We start from the raw sequence: 16493 nt of genomic DNA, 5'->3' as shown, positions 1-16493 counted from the left end.
CGAGGTCGGGGGAGCGGTCCGCCCGCGCACCAGTGCATCCGGCGAGCAGGGATCGGGTGCCGCCCCACTCCCGGCCGACCCGGGCCGGTCAGGGGAACCCTTCGAAGCGGGGAACGGGTTTTCGCGCCCCGCGCGGCACCGGGCTGTCCGGTTCCCGCTGAGCGGGGGACAGGCGTGATTTGCTTGCCTACCTAACGGTAGGTAGGGTGATGTGCGTGGGCGGGACCTCCGCCCGCGTCCACCCCACCACACGAGAGGTCGCCTTCCGTGACCACCGACACCCGAGTCCGCGCCATGAACGTCTACGCCGCGCACTTCGCCGCGCACGGCTACCGCGGCGCCTCCCTGGAGGCCGTCGCCCGCGAGGTCGGCGTGCGCAAGCCGTCCCTGTACCACCACTTCCCCGGAGGCAAGGAGACCCTGCACAAGCTCGTCGCCCTGGACTTCATCACCCGGCGCGGCGAACAGCTCGCCCTGGCCCTGGACACACCCGGCGGGCTCGCCGAGCAGCTGCGGGCGGTCGTCACCACCGCCGTGGCCGACCCGACCGGAGCCACCACCTCCTTCGAGCAGCACCTGTTCGACTCGCTGGACCAGCTCGAAGAGGACGTGCAGAAGGAGCTGCGCGACGCCTACGTCTCCACCCTGCTCGACCCCATGACCGCGCGTTTCCGTGCGGCCGTGGCCGGGGGCGAGGTCGCCGACCGGGATCCGGCCGTGCTGTGCAACGCCTTCCTGCACCTGGCCCGCGCCGTGGACATGATGGGTGACCCCGAACAGGCCGCCGACACCCTGGTCGGGCTCTTCCTCGACGGTGCCCGCGCCTCGGCCTGACCCGTCGCCCCGCCCGTCCCGCAGGAACCCCGTGTCCCTCCGGGACTGGCGGGGCCGGTCCGCGACAGTCGGTCCGCCCGAGGTGCCAGGGGAAGGGGCGGGAGAACCCTTCCGGGCGCACGGCGCCGCGCGTCCGGGCCGGTCCGCCGCGCGGCACCGGACACCCGCGTAATTCCGTTGCCCGCGCCGCCCCGGCGGGTTAACCTGAGCGCAACATGCGCATGTGACATCGAGACCGAAGACCGCCGAGTGCGCGGGGCTCGCCCACCGTGGCTGGAGCCGGATCCCCGCTCGGCGTGTACTGGCACCGTCCCCGGTGCGGTCTCGATGTCGACGACCTCCGTGTCGTCCCCGGACCGCGCCGCGCAGGCGCACCGGTCCCGCGCATCGAGGCCCGCCCCGAAACGAAGGGTGGACCACCCCTTATGACCCTCGGCAACACGACCGGCGCCGCCTCCGCGACCCACACCGCCCCGACCGGCCCGCCCCTGCTGCGCGCCCGCGACCTGGCCAGGGCCTACGGCGACCACGTGGTGTTCGACGGCGTGGACGTCGACGTCGCCCCCGGCCAGCGGCTCGGCCTGGTGGGGGAGAACGGCTCGGGCAAGTCCACCCTCCTGCGGCTGCTGGCCGGGGAGGAGGAACCCGACGCCGGGCGGGTGGAACGCCCCGCCGACACCGGATTCCTGTACCAGGAGCTGCCCCACGCCCCGGACACGACCCTGGCCCGGGTGATCGCCCAGGCCCTCGAACCGGCCCGGCGGGTGGAGCGGCGGCTGACCGCCAGCGCGGCGGCGCTGGACGGTTCACCCGAGGACGCCGAAGCCCTGCGGGAGTACTCCGAGGCCCTGGCCGAGGCCGAACTGCTGGAGGTGTGGGACGCCGAACGCCGGGCCGAACTGGTGGTCGCGGGACTGGGCCTGGACGGCATCGGCCCGGACCGGCCGGTGGGGCGGATGTCGGGCGGCCAGCGCGGACGCCTGGGCCTGGCGGCCCTGCTCGTCCGCCGCCCGCGCGCCCTGCTGCTGGACGAGCCCACCAACCACCTCGACGACCAGGCGCTGGAGTTCCTGGAGGGGTACCTGCGCGGCCTGCCGGGAGTGGTGGTGCTGGCCAGCCACGACCGGGTGTTCCTGGACGCGGTGTGCACCGGCCTGCTCGACCTGGACCCGGCCGTGGACGGTCCCGCCTACTACGGCGGCGCCTACTCCTTCTACCTCAGGGAGAAACGACTGGAGCGCGAACGCTGGGAGCAGCGCTACCGCGACGAGCAGGACGCCCTCAAGGGCCTGCGCGAGTCGGTGCGCACCACCTCCCGGCAGGTCTCGCACAACCGCGCCCCGAGGGACAACGACAAGATGGGCTACGACTTCCTGGGCGGGCGCGTGGACAAGCAGGTCTCGCGCCGGGTGCGCAACGCCCGGAACAGACTGGAGGAACTGGAGCGCGACCAGGTGCGCAAACCGCCCAGGCCGCTGGAGTTCAGCGCCTCGCTGACCCGCGACCCTGGCACGGCCGACGGCCACGCGATCACCGTGCGCGACCTGGTCGTGCCGGGCCGGTTGCGCCTGGACCGCCTGGACGTGCCCTCGGACGGGCGCCTGCTGGTCACCGGGCCCAACGGCGCGGGCAAGTCCACGCTGCTGTACGCCCTGGGGCACCGGCTGCGCCCGGCGTCGGGCCAGGTGCTGTGGCGGCGCGGGGCGGCGGTCGCCCTGCTGGAACAGGACGTGGTCTTCCCCGACTCCGAGCGGACCCCGCGTTCGCTCTACGACGGGCTGAACGGAACCCTGCCCGGCGCTCCCCGCCTGACCGACCTGGGCCTGGTCGCACCGCGCGACCTGGACCGGCCGGTGGGCAGGCTCAGCGTGGGGCAGCGGCGACGCCTGGCACTGGCGATGCTCGTGGGACACGCCCCTGACGTGCTGCTGCTGGACGAGCCGACCAACCACCTTTCCCTGGCGCTGGCCGAGGAGTTGGAGGAGGCGCTGGGCACCGCGCCCGGCGCGGTGGTGGTGGCCTCGCACGACCGGTGGCTGCGCCGCAACTGGGTCTGGTCGGAGCTGCGGCTGGTCGGCGGTGCCGTGGCCGGGCAGGACACGGCCGGACCCGTGTAGCCCTTCCGGCCGATCCCGGGCCACCGCCCCGCGCGCGGCCCGGGATCAGCTGACCGCTCCGGTCAAGGCCGCGCCCGACACCGTGCGGGGACACCGGCGCGGAGGCTGGAAACCCCCGCGCCGCTCGTGCAAACTCTTCGTGTTTCCACAGATACGAAAAGTCATGTCAACTGGCAGGGGTGCACATGTCCGTGCCGATGGACGCGCCCGAGTCCTCCCAGCACGCCGACCCTGAGGCGGCGGCCGCCGGAGGACGCGGGTCGGCGAACAGGTCCCTGCGCCAGATCGCCTGGCGGCGCTTCCGCAGGGACCGCCTCGGCATGGCCGGGGGCGTCGTCGTCATCCTGCTCATCCTGGTCGCGGTCTTCGCGCCCCTGCTCACCTCCTGGTTCGGCTACCCGCCCAACCAGTTCAACCAGCAGCTGATCGACCCGCTCACCGGCGGCGTCCTGCGCGACCCCGCCAACCCCTCCCTGGGGCTCGACCCCTGGGGCGGGATCAGCACCGACCACCTGCTCGGCGTGGAACCCGTCAACGGGCGCGACCTGTTCAGCCGCATCGTCCACGGCGCCCGCACCTCCCTGCTGGTCGCCACGGTCGCCACCCTGGTCTGCGTGGTCATCGGCACCGTCCTGGGCATGGTCGCCGGGTACTTCGGCGGCTGGGTCGACACCGTCATCAGCCGGGCCATGGACATCTTCCTGGCCTTCCCGCTGCTGCTCTTCGCCATCGCCCTGGTCGGCGTCATCCCCGACGGCTCCTTCGGCCTGAGCGGCAACGGCCTGCGCATCGGCGTGCTGGTCTTCATCATCGGGTTCTTCAACTGGCCCTACATCGGCCGCATCGTGCGCGGACAGACCCTGACCCTCCGGGAGCGCGAGTTCGTGGAGGCCTCCCGCAGCCTCGGCGCGGGCAGCGCCCACATCGTCTTCCGCGAGATCCTGCCCAACCTCGTCACACCGATCCTGGTCTACTCCACGCTGCTCATCCCCACCAACATCCTGTTCGAGGCGGCCCTGAGCTTCCTGGGCGTGGGCATCAACCCGCCCATGGCCACCTGGGGCGGCATGCTCGACAACGCCCTGCGCTTCTACACCATCGCGCCGCACTTCGTGCTGATCCCGGGGCTGGCCATCTTCATCACCGTCCTGGCCTTCAACCTCTTCGGCGACGGACTGCGCGACGCCTTCGACCCCCGATCCTCCGACTGACGGGCCGCGCCCGTCGCGTGTCCCGGGCCGGGCACCGGCCCCCACCAGCCAAACCGACCAGGAGGCAAGCTTGACCACCGACCACCACACGGGCGCGGCGCCCTCCCGGCGCCGCGGACGCCGCCGGGCGAGCGCGTCCCTGGCCGCGGGCACGGCCGCGGCGCTGCTGCTGGCCGCCTGCGGGGGCGCGGGCGGCGGCGGGGGCGGAGGCGGTCCGGTCGACGCCGAGTTCAACCAGGGCGAGACCGAGGTGGTCAACCCCTCCGACCAGACCGGCGGCACCCTGCGCTACGCCATCTCCTCGGACTTCGACTCGCCCGACCCCGGCAACACCTACTACGCGTTCAGCTGGAACTTCAGCCGCTACTACGCGCGCACCCTGCTCACCTACGTCGGCGCGCCCGGCGAGGAGGGCACCGAACTCCAGCCCGACCTGGCCGCGGAGATGCCCCAGCCCAACGAGGACCTCACCGAGTGGACGGTGCCCATCAAACAGGGGCTGCGCTACGAGGACGGCTCCGAGATCACCGCGCCCGACATCGAGTACGCCATCGCGCGCAGCAACTTCGGCGACCAGGCCCTGCCCAACGGCCCCAAGTACTTCCAGGACCTGCTGGCCGACAGCGACGACTACGAGGGCCCCTACGCCGACGAGGCCGACCCGCTGGCCGGGTTCGACGGGATCGAGACCCCCGACGACCACACCCTGGTCTTCCACCTCAAGGACCCCTTCGCGGAGTTCCCGTACCTGCTCATCCAGCCGCAGACCGCGCCGGTCCCGCCCGAGGCCGACCGCGGCGAGCAGTACCAGAGCCGCGTCGTCTCCTCCGGGCCCTACAAGTTCGACGGCGAGTACCGCCCCGGCGTCTCCCTGAACCTGGTGCGCAACGACCAGTGGGACCCCGCCACCGACCCGACCCGCGAGGCGCTGCCGGACCGGATCGAGGTGCAGTTGGGAGTGGACCAGAACGAGATCGACCAGCGCCTGACCAACGGCGACCTGGACGTGGACCTGGCCGGCGCCGGGGTGGGGCCCGCGATGCGGGGCACCCTGCTCACCGACGAGGCGCGCAAGAACAGCGTCGACAACCCGCAGAGCAACACCCTGCGCTACGTCAACATCAGCACCGTCCTGGAACCCATGGACGACCTGGCCTGCCGCGAGGCGGTCATGTACGCGGCCGACCGCGACGCCCTCCAGCGGGCCTGGGGCGGCGACACCGGCGGCGACATCGCCACACAGATCATGCCCGCGTCGCTGCCGGGGGCCGATCCCGGCATCGACCTGTACCCCTCCCAGGACAACCAGGGCGACCTGGACAAGGCCCGGCAGAAGCTGGAGGAGTGCGGCGAGCCCGACGGGTTCTCCACCTCCATCGGCGTCCGGGCCGACCGCCCCTCCGACGTGAGCACCGCCGAGGCGCTCCAGCAGGCCCTGGCCCGGGTGGGTATCGAGACGCGGATCAAGCAGTACCCCTCGGACACCTACACCAACACCCAGGCCGGGTCGCCGTCCTTCGTGGAGGACAACGACCTGGGCCTGACCGTGTACGGGTGGGCCCCGGACTGGTCGAGCGGCTACGGGTTCATGAGCAAGATCCTGGACGGCGACGCCATCCAGGACGCGGGCAACGCCAACATCTCGGAACTGGACGACGAGCGGATCAACGGCTGGTTCGACGAGGTCGTCACCATGGAGGACCCCGAGGAGCGCGCCTCGATCTACACCCGGATCGATCGGCGGGCGATGGAGCAGGCGGCGATCCTGCCCGCCGTGTTCGAGCGCACGGTGCTCTACCGGCCGCCGAACCTGACCAACGTGTACTACCACTCGGGCTACTCCATGTACGACTACATGGCACTCGGCACCACCCGGGAGTGACGAACAACAGGTGGAGCCCGTGAAGTGCGGGTCGGTGGGCTTCCTCCGCCCCCTGCGGGGCGGTTGCGGGGCGAAACCGCGGCCCACCGGCCCGGAGGTGTGACATGCGGCACCGGAAGGTTGCCAGGTGACAACTTTCGTCTTCCGATCCGTGTGTCCGCTGATCGTGGCGGGTAGCGTGGCATACCGGGCGTCGTCTCCCCGCTGTCGGTGGCCCTTCCCGTTCTCGGTGTGCTCCGCGCCAGCGGTGGTCCGACGCCCCGCGGCACCCGTCTGCGCCGCCCACGCCCGCGCGTGCAGCGCGCGTGCGCGATCGCGCACGGCGGAGCCGCCCGTACGGCCCGGCGCGGGCCGTGCGCCGCTACGCGTGGGGGAGTGGAACACCAGTGCTTGCTTCGGGGACCAGCGACCGCGCTCCGTTGGAGGACGACGGGGCCGGACCGGTCGGGGGGCGACGGGCCCGTGCGGTCCCGGCCTCCGCCGCGGTCGCCAGGCTCCGCCACGCCGCCCGCGAGCTGGGCAACATCCTGCATCCGGTCCGCCTCGTGGAGCAGACGGTGCGCTTCCCGGTACCGGAGGCGGCCCAGACGTGCGTGCTCTTCCTCGCCCAGCCCGACGGCTCGGTGCGCTGGACCGCGGCGTTCACCTCCGAGGGCGGCCGCCGCCGCGTCGGAACCGGTGAGGGCGTCTGGGACCGCGGCACGGTGGACGGCGCCGCCTGGCTGAAGGAGGTCGTGGACGGGGCGCGCACGGTGGCCGAGCCCACCCCCGGAGACCCCGTCGAGAAGCTCCTCCTGGAACTGGCCGGATACGGCGGCGCCCGGGGCGCGCTGTGCGCCGTGGCCGTCCCCGGCCTGTCCGGAGCCGCCGGAGCGCTGCTGTTCCACCGCACCCGGGGGTACTTCGACGCGGCGGACACCGAGGCGCTCACCGAGTACGCCGAACGCGTCGGCTCGGCCCTGAGCGCCGCCCACATGTACCAGTACCAGGCCCGCACCGCCTCCACCCTCAAGGCCGCGCTGGTCCCCGCGCCCCTGCCCGGCGTCGCGCACGCCGTGCTGGGCGCGGCCTTCCGCTCCGCCGTCGAGGCCGAGCGCATCGGCGGCGACTTCTACCAGGTCAACGAACTGGAGGAGGGCTTCGACTTCTCCTTCGGGGACGTGTGCGGCAAGGGCAACGACGCCGCCCTCCTGACCGGGATGATCCGCCAGTCCCTGGAGGCGCTGCGGCTGGTCGAACAGGACCCCCGGCGGCTCCTGGAACTGCTCAACGTCCTGCTGCTGCGCACCGACCCCGAGAAGTTCAGCACCATGCTCCTCGGACTCGCCAGCCCCCTGCCCGACGGCGGGCTGCGCGTCCGCGCCGCCGGGGGAGGCCATCCGCCCCCGCTCGTCGTGGGTGTGGACGGCACTGTCCGGGAGGTGTCCATCGGGGGCCTGTTCGTGGGCGCGGTGGAGGAGGCCGTCTTCCGGGAGACGGAGTTCACCCTGGCCCCCGGCGAGACGATGGTCGTCTTCAGCGACGGGGTCACCGAGGCGCGCAACCCCCTGCTGGGCGGGGAGATGCTCGGCGAGGAGCGCCTGGCCCGGCTGCTCTCCGAGTGCGGGGGCATGCCCGCCCCGGCCGTCTCGGACCGGATCGTACAGGTGGTCGGCGATTGGCTCGACGGAGGGGAGCACGACGACATCACGGTGCTCACCGTGCAGGCCCGCGCCACCCGGGGAGGCGTCCCCGGTGACCGCTGACCACGACACCCTTCCGGACGCGGTCGCCCCCGTGTCGCCCGCCGTCGTCGCCGACGACTTCTTCGCGCGCGTGCGCGACATCGACGACGCGGGGGCCTTGGCCGTGGTGCGGGAGGCGCTGGCGGCCGGGGTCGACCACGAGTCACTGGTCCTGGACGTGATCGCGGTGTCCCAGATGCGCGTGGGCATGATGTGGCAGGCCAACGAACTCTCGGTGGCCCGGGAGCACGCAGCCACCCACATCGGTGAACTCGCCCTGGGCCTGGTCCTCGAACACGGCCTGGGGCGCGTCGCCGGGGAACGCCCCCTGGGCTCGGTGGTGGTGGCCTGCGTCGAGGGGGAGTGGCACGGCCTGCCCGCGCGGCTGCTGGGGGACGTGCTGCGTCTGCGCGGCTGGAGCGTCACCTTCCTCGGGGCGAGCGTGCCCGCCCACCACCTGACCCTGCACCTTCAGGAGACCGCGCCCGACGTGGTGGCGCTGAGCTGTTCCCTGCCCTCGCACCTGGTCAACGCGCACGCCATGATCACCGCCGCCGCGCGCACCGGGGTGCCCGTCATCGCCGGGGGGCGCGGCTTCGGGCCGGACTCCTCCCTCGCGCTCCGGCTGGGCGCGAGCCTGTGGGCGGCCGACGCCCGCTCCGCCGCCGATCTGTTGGAGCGGCGTATGCCGTTGTCGTCCCTGCGGCCCAGGGAGGAGGCGCTGACCCCGGCCGCCGAGTACGCGAGCCTGGTGCAGCGCCGCCGCGACCTGGTGCGGACCGGCGTGGAGCACGCGCGCGCCCTCTACGAGGCCCGGGGCGCCAGCCTGGAGGGCGCGGACCTGGACCGGACGGTCGAGGACCTGGGGCACATCATCGACTTCCTGCTGACGTCGCTGTACGTGGGCGACGGTGCGGTCTTCACCCGCTTCCTGGCGTGGACCCGGGGTGTGCTGGAGGTGCGCGGGGTTCCGGCGGTGGGGGTGGCCCGCGTCCTGGAACTCCTCGAAGGGGAGCTGTTCGACTACCCCGAGACGTGCGCGGCGCTGCGCGCGGGGCGGGCCGTGCTCGGCTGAGGTGTCCGCCTGGTCGGGCACCCTCCGCCGCCGTACCAGCGCCACCAGCGCCGTACCGGCTCAGGGTGAGGTCGGGGGGTCTGGTTGGTTGAGGAGGGTGGCGATGTGTTCTTTGGGGTAGCGGCGTGCTCCGCCGGGGGTGCGGAAGGGTTTGAGGACGTTGTCCCATTGGCCTCGGTGGAGGCTGCGGGGGCGGATATTGAACAGGGCGGCGACTTCGCTGGGCGTGAGGACGTCGGGGCGGCCGTCGAGGAGGTAGCTGTAGTCGGGCATGAGGGGCTTTCCGTGTCCGGTGTTGTGTGAGTGGTCGATCGGGTGGCCCCGCCTCCCCGGGGAAGGGGAGGGCGGGGCTTCGGGCTGGTGCGCAGGGCACCGGCCCTGGTCCGCGCCGTCACGGGGGAGGGCGCGGAGGCCGAAGGGTGGCCAGGGGCGCGTGGGTTACCAGGGGAAGACGGCGCGGACGGTGATCGCGCCGCAGGAGTGCTGTTTCCAGTCCCAGTAGGAGCACAGGGCTTCGACCAGGCGTAGGCCGTTGCCGCTGGGGCGCAGGGGTTCGGCCGCAGGCACGGCCGGGAAGCTGGGTTGTTCTCCGGGGCGGGGTCCGTTGTCGGTGACGCGGAGTTCGAGGTGGCGTGAGGTGCGTTCGATCTCCACGCGGATGCTGCCGCCGGGGAGCCCGGACGCCGAGTGACGCAGCGCGTTGGTGGTCATCTCGGAGACGGCGATGCCGACGGGTTCGGCCAGGCTGGGGCGGGAGCGGGTGGCTTGGGCGGCCCAGCGGCGGGCGATTTTGACGTGGCCGAGTTCGGGGCCGAGCAGGATGCCTGAGTTGGTGGCGGTTCCGCACAGTCGGCGTGGAAGCGTTGGGACCTGGAGGATAGGCTTGTTCATGTTTCACCTCGGGGTTTCGGGGTGGGGCACTCTGCCTCGGCGGTCGCTCTCCACTTCGACCGTCGGGGCTTTCTCATGTCCTGCTGGGCTGTTCCGCCCGTGTATGGGCACGGACGGGACGGCGCTGGTGCCCGCCCAGTGAGGGGCGGGAGTTCACGGGGCCGACCTCTCCCTGAGTGAGATGGGAACGACAGCGGGAAACTACACATGAGACGCCACAACGGACATTTCTTCCGCAGTGACTCGCCGGAATGTTTCCGTAGTCACACCATCGCTTGCAGGTCAGAGGCTGCGCAATAGCTTTCACGCATAGGTGTAGTAAATGGCGATCGCGTTCTGTAGCGTGTACTTGTCGACTATCAGTGTGTAGTTGTGTGTACCCCTCGGGAGAAGCTAGTGGCAGAGAAAGCACCCCCAGCCTGGAAAAAGTTCGGGCGTGAACTCTTTCGCGCCCGCAAAGCCGCAGGTCTCCTCCAGTCCGACGCAGCCGAAGTCCTGGGCGTCGTGCCGACCGCGGTCTCCTCCTATGAGAGGGGCACCCGCAAGATCGAGCTGGACGCCGTCACTGCACTGGACGAGCTCTACAACGCGAACCAGGCACTCATCCGCAAATGGCACGAAGCGAAACAGGAAACCGGGCTCGACCCGTGGTTCCAGCAGCTCTCAGACCTCGAAGAATCAGCGGTGGAGATCCGTGACTATCAGCCGTTGGTGTTCCCTGGCCTGACACAAACCGAGGCATATGCCCGCGCGTTGACCCGCGACGTGTGGCCGGGGCGGGGAGCGGACTCGGTGGAAAGCCTGGTCCAGTCACGAATGCGCAGGAAGGCGATCTTTGACCGGATCGATAAGCCGTTCATCCTGATGATCGTGGAGGAGCCGGTGATTCGCCGCAGGGTGGGTGGGCTGAGTCGTGACGAGCACCGCGAGCAGATCCGCCGACTGGTCCATGAGATCGAGCGGGATAACCTACGGTTGCAGATCATCCCCTGGGGTGCTCCCCGGCACCATGGGGGCACTGGACCGTTTCGCATCCACACGTTCGCGGACCGCCCCTCTGTGGCTTCGGCTGAGCACATGACGGGGGAGGCCGTGATCGACGATGCGAAGCTCGTCCAGCACTGCATGACCGTGTTCGGGTTGCTCCAGGGGGAGGCGCTTTCCGGCGACCAAAGCCTGGACATGCTGAAAGAGGCTGTTGAAGATGTCTGAGAAGACCTGGCACAAGTCCACCTACAGCGCTGGCGGTGGCAACTGCGTGGAGGTCGCGGAGGGCCCGGTCACCGGCATCCGCGACACCCAGAACCGGGAGCTGGGCCACCTCACGGTGTCCACGCTGGAGTGGACTGCTGTTCTCGCCGTCACCAAGGGATGAACAGTGAGTTCTGCCTGGCACAAGTCCAGCTACAGCGGCAACACCGGGCACTGCGTCGAGGTCCGAGAGGGCGCCTTCACAGACGTGCGTGACACCCAGAACCGGGAACTGGGCCACCTGTCGGCACCGGCCCCTGAGTGGACGGCCCTGCTCGCGGTAGTCCGCAGCTAGTAGCCAAGTACGAACCGACCCCGCCCAGACACATTGGGCGGGGTCGGTTTCGTGCTGACACGGGGTGAGGCTACCCCACAGCGGCGGCCGTGCCCATAGGCCGAAGGACCCCTGCCGGGGCGTCCGCCCACAGTCGCGTTCCCTCCTGGTCCACGGTCACGCCGAGCCGGTCACGGCCCGGCTTCCCATACCGCGTCCATTTCTCCCACGCGGCACCGATCTCCGACCACAGGTCTCGGGGCCCGGCCCGCTTCGTGCTGTAGGGACCACCGGCCGGAACATATTCTCCGAGCGCCCACGACCCGTCCGGGGCAGTGCATCAGTCAAGAGCGGAAGGTGACCGACTCGGTCGATCCGTGATCTCCAGCGCCACGGAAGGCGTGCTCCGGGCGATTGAACGCGACCAAGTGACCACACTGAGTTACTGTCTGCTTGCGGGCGGGTACCGTTGGCGGACCCGTCCCGCCCCCGCCCCGGCCCCGACGACAGAGAGCACGCGCGTTGCTGACCTACATCCTGCGCCGCCTGGGCGCCGGACTCCTGCTCCTGGCCGTGGTCACCATGGTCACCTTCGCCATCTTCTACGTGGTGCCCCGGTGGGCGGGGCGCACCGTCGAACAGTTGGCGACGATGTACGTGGGCCGCGCCCCCACCCCCGAGGCCATCCAGGCCACCATCGACCGCCTGGGCCTGGACCGGCCCGTCGTCGTGCAGTTCGGGGAGTTCGTCCGGGGCCTCTTCCTGGGCGCGGAGTACCGCTTCGGCAACGACACGATCGAGTGCGCGGCACCGTGCCTGGGCTACTCCTTCCAGACCTACCAGGAGGTCTTCCCCGAGATCGTGGCGCGGCTGCCGGTGACGGCCTCACTGGCCCTCGGCGCGGGAGTGATCTGGCTGGTGGGCGGCATCCTGGTCGGCGTGGTCTCCGCGGTGTGGAAGGGCAGCCTGTTCGACCGGCTGGCGATGGCCGTCGCCCTGGCGGGGGTGTCGCTGCCGATCTTCTTCACCGGTCTGCTGTCCCTGGCCTTCCTCGTGCACGCCTGGGGGCTGTTCGGCACCCCGGGCTACGTCCCCTTCAGCGAGGACCCGTCCAGGTGGGCGCAGGGACTGCTGCTGCCGTGGCTGACGCTGGCCTTCCTGCACGCGGCCATGTACGCACGCCAGACGCGCGCGGGCATGCTGGAGACCCTGGGTGAGGACTACATCCGCACCGCCCGCGCCAAGGGGCTGAGCGAGCGCCGCGTGGTGCTCAAGCACGCGCTGCGCCCCACGCTGACGCCCATCGTGACCATCTTCGGCCTGGACCTGGGGCTCGTGCTGGGCGGCGCGGTCCTGACCGAGCAGGTCTTCTCCCTGAACGGGATCGGCCGGTACGCGGTCACCGCCATCATGCAGAGCGACCTGCCGGTGATCCTGGGCGTGACGCTGTTCGGCGCGTTCTTCATCGTGCTCTGCAACCTGGTGGTGGACCTGATGTACCCGCTGATCGACCCGCGCGTGCGCATCCACGGATAACCGTGTCGGGCGCACACGTGTACCGAACACGGCCCGGGCCGCCGCGCCCGGGGAACGGAAAGGAAGGGGTCGTGTGAGCGAGTCCGCGGCGTCGGGGACGGTCGTGCGGGTGGAGGACCTGCGGGTGGTGTTCCCGACCATGGACGGCGACGTCCGGGCGGTGGACGGTCTGTCCTTCGCCGTGCCCGTCGGGGGAGCGCTGGGCATCGTGGGCGAGTCGGGCTCGGGCAAGAGCGTGACCTCGCTGGCCCTCATGGGCCTGCACCGGGGCAGCCGGGCGCGGATCACCGGGGAGGTCGAGGTGGCGGGCACCGACGTGGTCGGCGCCCCGGACAAGAGGCTGCGGCGGATGCGCGGCAACGACATCGCCATGGTCTTCCAGGACCCGATGCAGTCGCTGCACCCGCAGTTCACCGTCGGCAACCAGCTGGTGGAGGCGCTGCGCGTGCACCGGTCCGGGGTGTCGCGGTCCCGGGCCCGCGAGCGCGCGGTGGAGTCGCTGGAGCGGGTGGGCATCCCCGAGCCCGGCAAGCGGGTCAACTCCTACCCGCACGAGTTCTCCGGCGGCATGCGCCAGCGCGTGCTGATCGCGATGGGCCTGATGTGCGAGCCCAAGGTGCTGCTGGCCGACGAGCCCACGACGGCGCTGGACGTGACGGTGCAGGCGCAGATCCTGGACCTGCTGGACGAGCTGCGCCGCGACCTGGGCATGGCGCTGATCCTGGTCTCGCACGACCTGGCGGTGGTGGCGGGTTCGGTGGACGAGGTCGTGGTCATGCGCCGCGGCGTCGCGGTCGAGCGCGGCGACGTGCGCGAGGTGCTGTCCGCACCTCAGCACGCCTACACGCAGGGACTTCTGGACGCGGTGCCGCGCGTGGAGGTCTCCCGGGCCCATCGGCGCGCACGCGACCGGGCCGAGCGCGGCCAGCGCCAGGACCAGGAGAAGCGCCGCAGGTCGGGGTCGACCGCGGCGGGCGAGGCGGGGCGCAAGGGGCCGGACGAGGTCTTCCGCCCCTTCACCCCCGAGCCGAAGGAGGAGCGGGGCGAGCCCCTGCTGCGGGTGGAGGATCTGGCGCAGCGGTTCAGGGTGCGCGGTGGCGTGTGGGGCAAGGCCACGGACTTCTGGGCGGTCAAGGGGGTCTCCTTCGACCTGCACCGCGGTGAGACCCTGGGCATCGTGGGGGAGTCGGGGTCGGGTAAGTCGACGTTGTCGCGGATGGTGATGCGTCTGCTGGAGCCCACGCGGGGCCGGGTGGAGTTCGAGGGCCGCGACATCACCCACATGCCCGAGCGGGCTTTGCGTCCGCTGCGCCGGGACGTGCAGATGGTGTTCCAGAACCCCTATTCCTCGCTCAACCCGCGGGTGACCGTGGGGGACGCGATCGGGACCGCGTTGCGGGTGCAGGGGGAGAGGGACACCAAGAAGGTGCGCCGTCAGGTGCAGGAGCTGTTGGAGCGGGTGGGGTTGGAGCCCAACCACTACAACCGGTTCCCGCACGCGTTCTCGGGTGGTCAGCGTCAGCGGATCGCGATCGCGCGGGCGCTGATCCTCAAGCCGAAGCTGATCATCTGTGATGAGCCGGTGTCGGCGTTGGACGTGTCCACGCAGGACCAGGTGTTGCGGTTGTTGTCGGAGTTGCAGGACGACTTCGGGTTGACCTACATCTTCGTGGCCCACGATCTGGCGGTGGTGCGTCAGGTGAGCGACCGGGTCGCGGTGATGCGTGCGGGTGAGGTGGTGGAGATGGGGGACAGCGACGCGGTGTACGAGAACCCCGCCAGCGACTACACCCGCCAACTGCTCAACGCGGCGCCCGTGCTGGACCCCGACCAGGCCCGCGAACTGCGCGCCGAGCGCGCCAGCCAGCGGACCGGGTGAGCCGAGCGCCGACCGCGCCGCGGGCCCCGGGGACGCCCGTCCCCGGGGCCCCGCCGGGCTCAGAACATGCTGCGCTTGCCCGCCAGCGAGTCGATCCACTGGTGCAGGTGGCCCGACCAGTCGCGCCCGGCGCCCTCGTTGTGGTCGACGCTGAAGCGGTGGAAGGTGTCGCGGCTCTCGGAGAAGAGCAGACCCGGCTTCTTGTCCAGCTCCAGCACCACGTCCATGCCGCGCTCGTCGGTGACCAGCGACAGCTCCAGCTCGTTCAGGCCCCGGTAGCGGCTGGGCGAGAAGAACTCGATCTCCTGGTAGAAGGGCAGCTGCTGGCGCGTGCGCAGGATGCGGCCCTGCTCCAGGTCGGCCTGCTTGAAGGAGAAGCCGAGGGAGGCCAGCGAGTCCAGCACGGCCAGCTGCGAGGGGAGCGGCTCCACGGCCACCGGGTCCAGGTCACCCGGGTCGACCGCGCCCGCCACGTGCAGGCGCGTGTTCACACCGACGTTCATGCGGTGCAGGTGGCGGCCCCGGTGGACGGTGACGGGGGTCTCCCAGGGCACGAAGAGCTCGAAGGGCACCTCGAAGCGCTGGCCGGGGGCCAGGGTCACGCCGCCGCCGATCTGGACGCGGTGGAACTCCAGGTCGCGCGTGCTCTCGTGGTCGCCGCTCTCGACCTCGACCCGGGCCTGGAGGCCGACGGTGAGCCGCTCGACCTGCTGCTCGACGTTGCCGCCCTCGATGACGACGGTGCCCCGCAGGGCGCCGCCCGGGGTGGCCACGGAGGAGTGCAGGGTGGTTTCCACCGAGGCCCCGCCGAATCCGATACCGGCGAGCAGACGCTTGAGAACCATGGATGACCTTTCTGTACCGCCCCGCGCCGGGAGGGGGAGCGGGGTCGGGGACTGTCTTCTGGTAACGACGCCGGGAGGACGCACTCGGTTCCCGGACCAGGGTCCCTGTTTCGCCCGGCGGGGCCCGAGCGCTGGTCACACCGGGGCCGGGCGGCGCCCGCCCCGCCCGGGCGGGACGCTGCCGCACCCCGGCGGACCCCCGCCCTGTCCGGACGCGGCTCAGGACCGGCGCGCGCAGGCCCCTGAAGGCGTCCTGCCGCCCGCCCGGGCGCGGCTCAGGAGGTGAGTCCGCGCAGCAGGGCGCGCAGCCCGTGCCGGAATCGCGCCAGGGACTCGGCGGCGTCGGGCGCCTCCTCCTCGTCCTGGTGGCGCACCTGGTGCACGACCGCGCCCACGCAGTAGGAGTGCAGGGCGTCGGCGGCGCGCTCCAGGTCCTCGCCCTCCAGCCCCGCCTCGGCGAGGGCGTCGTGGACCAGGGCCCGGGTGGCGTCGCTGCTCGGCGTGCGCGGGGCGCGGTGGACCAGCAGGGAGAGCGCCCCGGAGAACTCCAGCAGCCGCTCCCGGTAGGCCTCGGCCCACTCGGTGAGGCGCACGTCCCAGGGCCGGGTGTCCTCCTCGGGCTCCTTCGCCCCCTCCGCGTCCTCCGGAGCCTCCCCGTCGTCGAGGGGGACGGTGCCGGTGGCCGCGGGGGAGGTGACGTAGGCGGCGATGGCGTTGAACAGCTGCTCCTTGCCCAGGGGGAAGTGGTGGTAGATGGCCATGGCCTCCACCTCCAGCGCGTCGCCGAGGCGGCGCATGGACAGGCCGCCGAGCCCGCGGCCAGCGATGATGCGGAGCGCTTCGAGGATGATGCGCTCGCGGCTGAGTCCGGCGTAGTTCCTGCTCACGGTGGTCCTTTCGGGGGTGTGCGCCGTAAAGGTGGCAGATCGCGGGCCGCGCGGCCACCACCGACGCGCGGCCCGGCTCGCCAGATG

General features: G+C 71.6%; 15 protein-coding genes. 11 read left to right on the top strand and 4 right to left on the bottom strand.

All coding sequences use genetic code 11. The features are described from left to right. The first annotated feature begins 267 nt into the window (after positions 1 to 267). From AC0VX6_RS16620 to AC0VX6_RS16595, 6 genes are all read left to right on the top strand, one after another. Entirely contained in the window at positions 268 to 834 is a 567-nt protein-coding gene (locus AC0VX6_RS16620) for a TetR/AcrR family transcriptional regulator (RefSeq protein WP_475465072.1), read from the top strand. Between the two features lie 425 nt (positions 835 to 1259). Then, on the top strand, positions 1260 to 2951 hold the full coding sequence (locus AC0VX6_RS16615) for an ABC-F family ATP-binding cassette domain-containing protein (RefSeq protein WP_475465070.1): 1692 nt from the start codon (positions 1260 to 1262) through the stop codon (positions 2949 to 2951). A 185-nt stretch (positions 2952 to 3136) separates the two neighbouring features. After that, positions 3137 to 4162, top strand: a complete 1026-nt coding sequence (locus tag AC0VX6_RS16610) for an ABC transporter permease (protein ID WP_274973608.1) — start codon at positions 3137 to 3139, stop codon at positions 4160 to 4162. 70 nt (positions 4163 to 4232) lie between these two features. Then, on the top strand, positions 4233 to 6044 hold the full coding sequence (locus tag AC0VX6_RS16605) for an ABC transporter substrate-binding protein (RefSeq protein WP_475465068.1): 1812 nt from the start codon (positions 4233 to 4235) through the stop codon (positions 6042 to 6044). A gap of 386 nt (positions 6045 to 6430) precedes the next feature. Further along, a complete protein-coding gene (locus AC0VX6_RS16600) occupies positions 6431 to 7789 on the top strand; it encodes a PP2C family protein-serine/threonine phosphatase (RefSeq protein WP_475465066.1) in 1359 nt (452 codons plus the stop codon). After that, the gene (locus AC0VX6_RS16595; RefSeq protein ID WP_475465064.1) at positions 7779 to 8843 is read left to right on the top strand and encodes a cobalamin B12-binding domain-containing protein; all 1065 of its coding nucleotides are present in this window, start codon (positions 7779 to 7781) and stop codon (positions 8841 to 8843) included. Before AC0VX6_RS16600 ends, AC0VX6_RS16595 begins: the two co-directional genes overlap by 11 nt. Before the next feature lie 60 nt (positions 8844 to 8903). On the opposite strand, the gene AC0VX6_RS16590 is transcribed toward AC0VX6_RS16595, so the two are convergent. Together AC0VX6_RS16590 and AC0VX6_RS16585 are read right to left on the bottom strand one after the other, a co-directional pair. Continuing rightward, on the bottom strand, positions 8904 to 9116 hold the full coding sequence (locus tag AC0VX6_RS16590) for a helix-turn-helix domain-containing protein (protein ID WP_019608368.1): 213 nt from the start codon (positions 9114 to 9116) through the stop codon (positions 8904 to 8906). Positions 9117 to 9281: 165 nt separating this feature from the next. Next, a complete protein-coding gene (locus tag AC0VX6_RS16585; RefSeq protein ID WP_274973603.1) occupies positions 9282 to 9734 on the bottom strand; it encodes an ATP-binding protein in 453 nt (150 codons plus the stop codon). A gap of 396 nt (positions 9735 to 10130) precedes the next feature. On the opposite strand from AC0VX6_RS16585, the gene AC0VX6_RS16580 reads away from it, so the two are divergent. From AC0VX6_RS16580 to AC0VX6_RS16560, 5 genes are all read left to right on the top strand, one after another. Next, a complete protein-coding gene (locus tag AC0VX6_RS16580; RefSeq protein WP_274973602.1) occupies positions 10131 to 10946 on the top strand; it encodes a helix-turn-helix domain-containing protein in 816 nt (271 codons plus the stop codon). Next, the gene (locus AC0VX6_RS16575) at positions 10939 to 11109 is read left to right on the top strand and encodes a DUF397 domain-containing protein (protein WP_274973601.1); all 171 of its coding nucleotides are present in this window, start codon (positions 10939 to 10941) and stop codon (positions 11107 to 11109) included. The genes AC0VX6_RS16580 and AC0VX6_RS16575 overlap by 8 nt, the downstream gene beginning before the upstream one ends. Before the next feature lie 3 nt (positions 11110 to 11112). Next, entirely contained in the window at positions 11113 to 11280 is a 168-nt protein-coding gene (locus tag AC0VX6_RS16570; protein WP_274973600.1) for a DUF397 domain-containing protein, read from the top strand. Between the two features lie 501 nt (positions 11281 to 11781). Next, positions 11782 to 12795: an ABC transporter permease gene (locus tag AC0VX6_RS16565; protein ID WP_475465061.1), complete on the top strand. Its 1014-nt coding sequence runs from the start codon at positions 11782 to 11784 to the stop codon at positions 12793 to 12795. 73 nt (positions 12796 to 12868) lie between these two features. Beyond that, complete coding sequence (locus AC0VX6_RS16560; RefSeq protein WP_475465059.1) at positions 12869 to 14674, top strand: ABC transporter ATP-binding protein; 1806 nt, start codon at positions 12869 to 12871, stop codon at positions 14672 to 14674. Between the two features lie 59 nt (positions 14675 to 14733). Here the strand turns inward: AC0VX6_RS16560 and AC0VX6_RS16555 are convergent, their stop codons facing one another. Together AC0VX6_RS16555 and AC0VX6_RS16550 are read right to left on the bottom strand one after the other, a co-directional pair. Continuing rightward, a complete protein-coding gene (locus AC0VX6_RS16555) occupies positions 14734 to 15519 on the bottom strand; it encodes a sporulation protein (RefSeq protein ID WP_274973597.1) in 786 nt (261 codons plus the stop codon). Between the two features lie 275 nt (positions 15520 to 15794). Further along, on the bottom strand, positions 15795 to 16406 hold the full coding sequence (locus AC0VX6_RS16550) for a TetR/AcrR family transcriptional regulator (protein ID WP_274973596.1): 612 nt from the start codon (positions 16404 to 16406) through the stop codon (positions 15795 to 15797). Positions 16407 to 16493 lie beyond the last annotated feature (87 nt).

The sequence above is a fragment of the Nocardiopsis sp. iso_25 genome, from assembly GCF_056173305.1.
Note: the sequence above shows the minus strand (reverse complement) of the source record. Positions and strands in the feature narration are given on the sequence as shown.

Coding starts and splice junctions, on each gene's coding strand:
- AC0VX6_RS16585 (WP_274973603.1), bottom strand. CDS start 9,734: ATGAACAAGCCTATCCTCCAGGTCCCAACGCTTCCACGCCGACTGTGC.
- AC0VX6_RS16555 (WP_274973597.1), bottom strand. CDS start 15,519: ATGGTTCTCAAGCGTCTGCTCGCCGGTATCGGATTCGGCGGGGCCTCG.
- AC0VX6_RS16575 (WP_274973601.1), top strand. CDS start 10,939: ATGTCTGAGAAGACCTGGCACAAGTCCACCTACAGCGCTGGCGGTGGC.
- AC0VX6_RS16610 (WP_274973608.1), top strand. CDS start 3,137: ATGTCCGTGCCGATGGACGCGCCCGAGTCCTCCCAGCACGCCGACCCT.
- AC0VX6_RS16615 (WP_475465070.1), top strand. CDS start 1,260: ATGACCCTCGGCAACACGACCGGCGCCGCCTCCGCGACCCACACCGCC.
- AC0VX6_RS16590 (WP_019608368.1), bottom strand. CDS start 9,116: ATGCCCGACTACAGCTACCTCCTCGACGGCCGCCCCGACGTCCTCACG.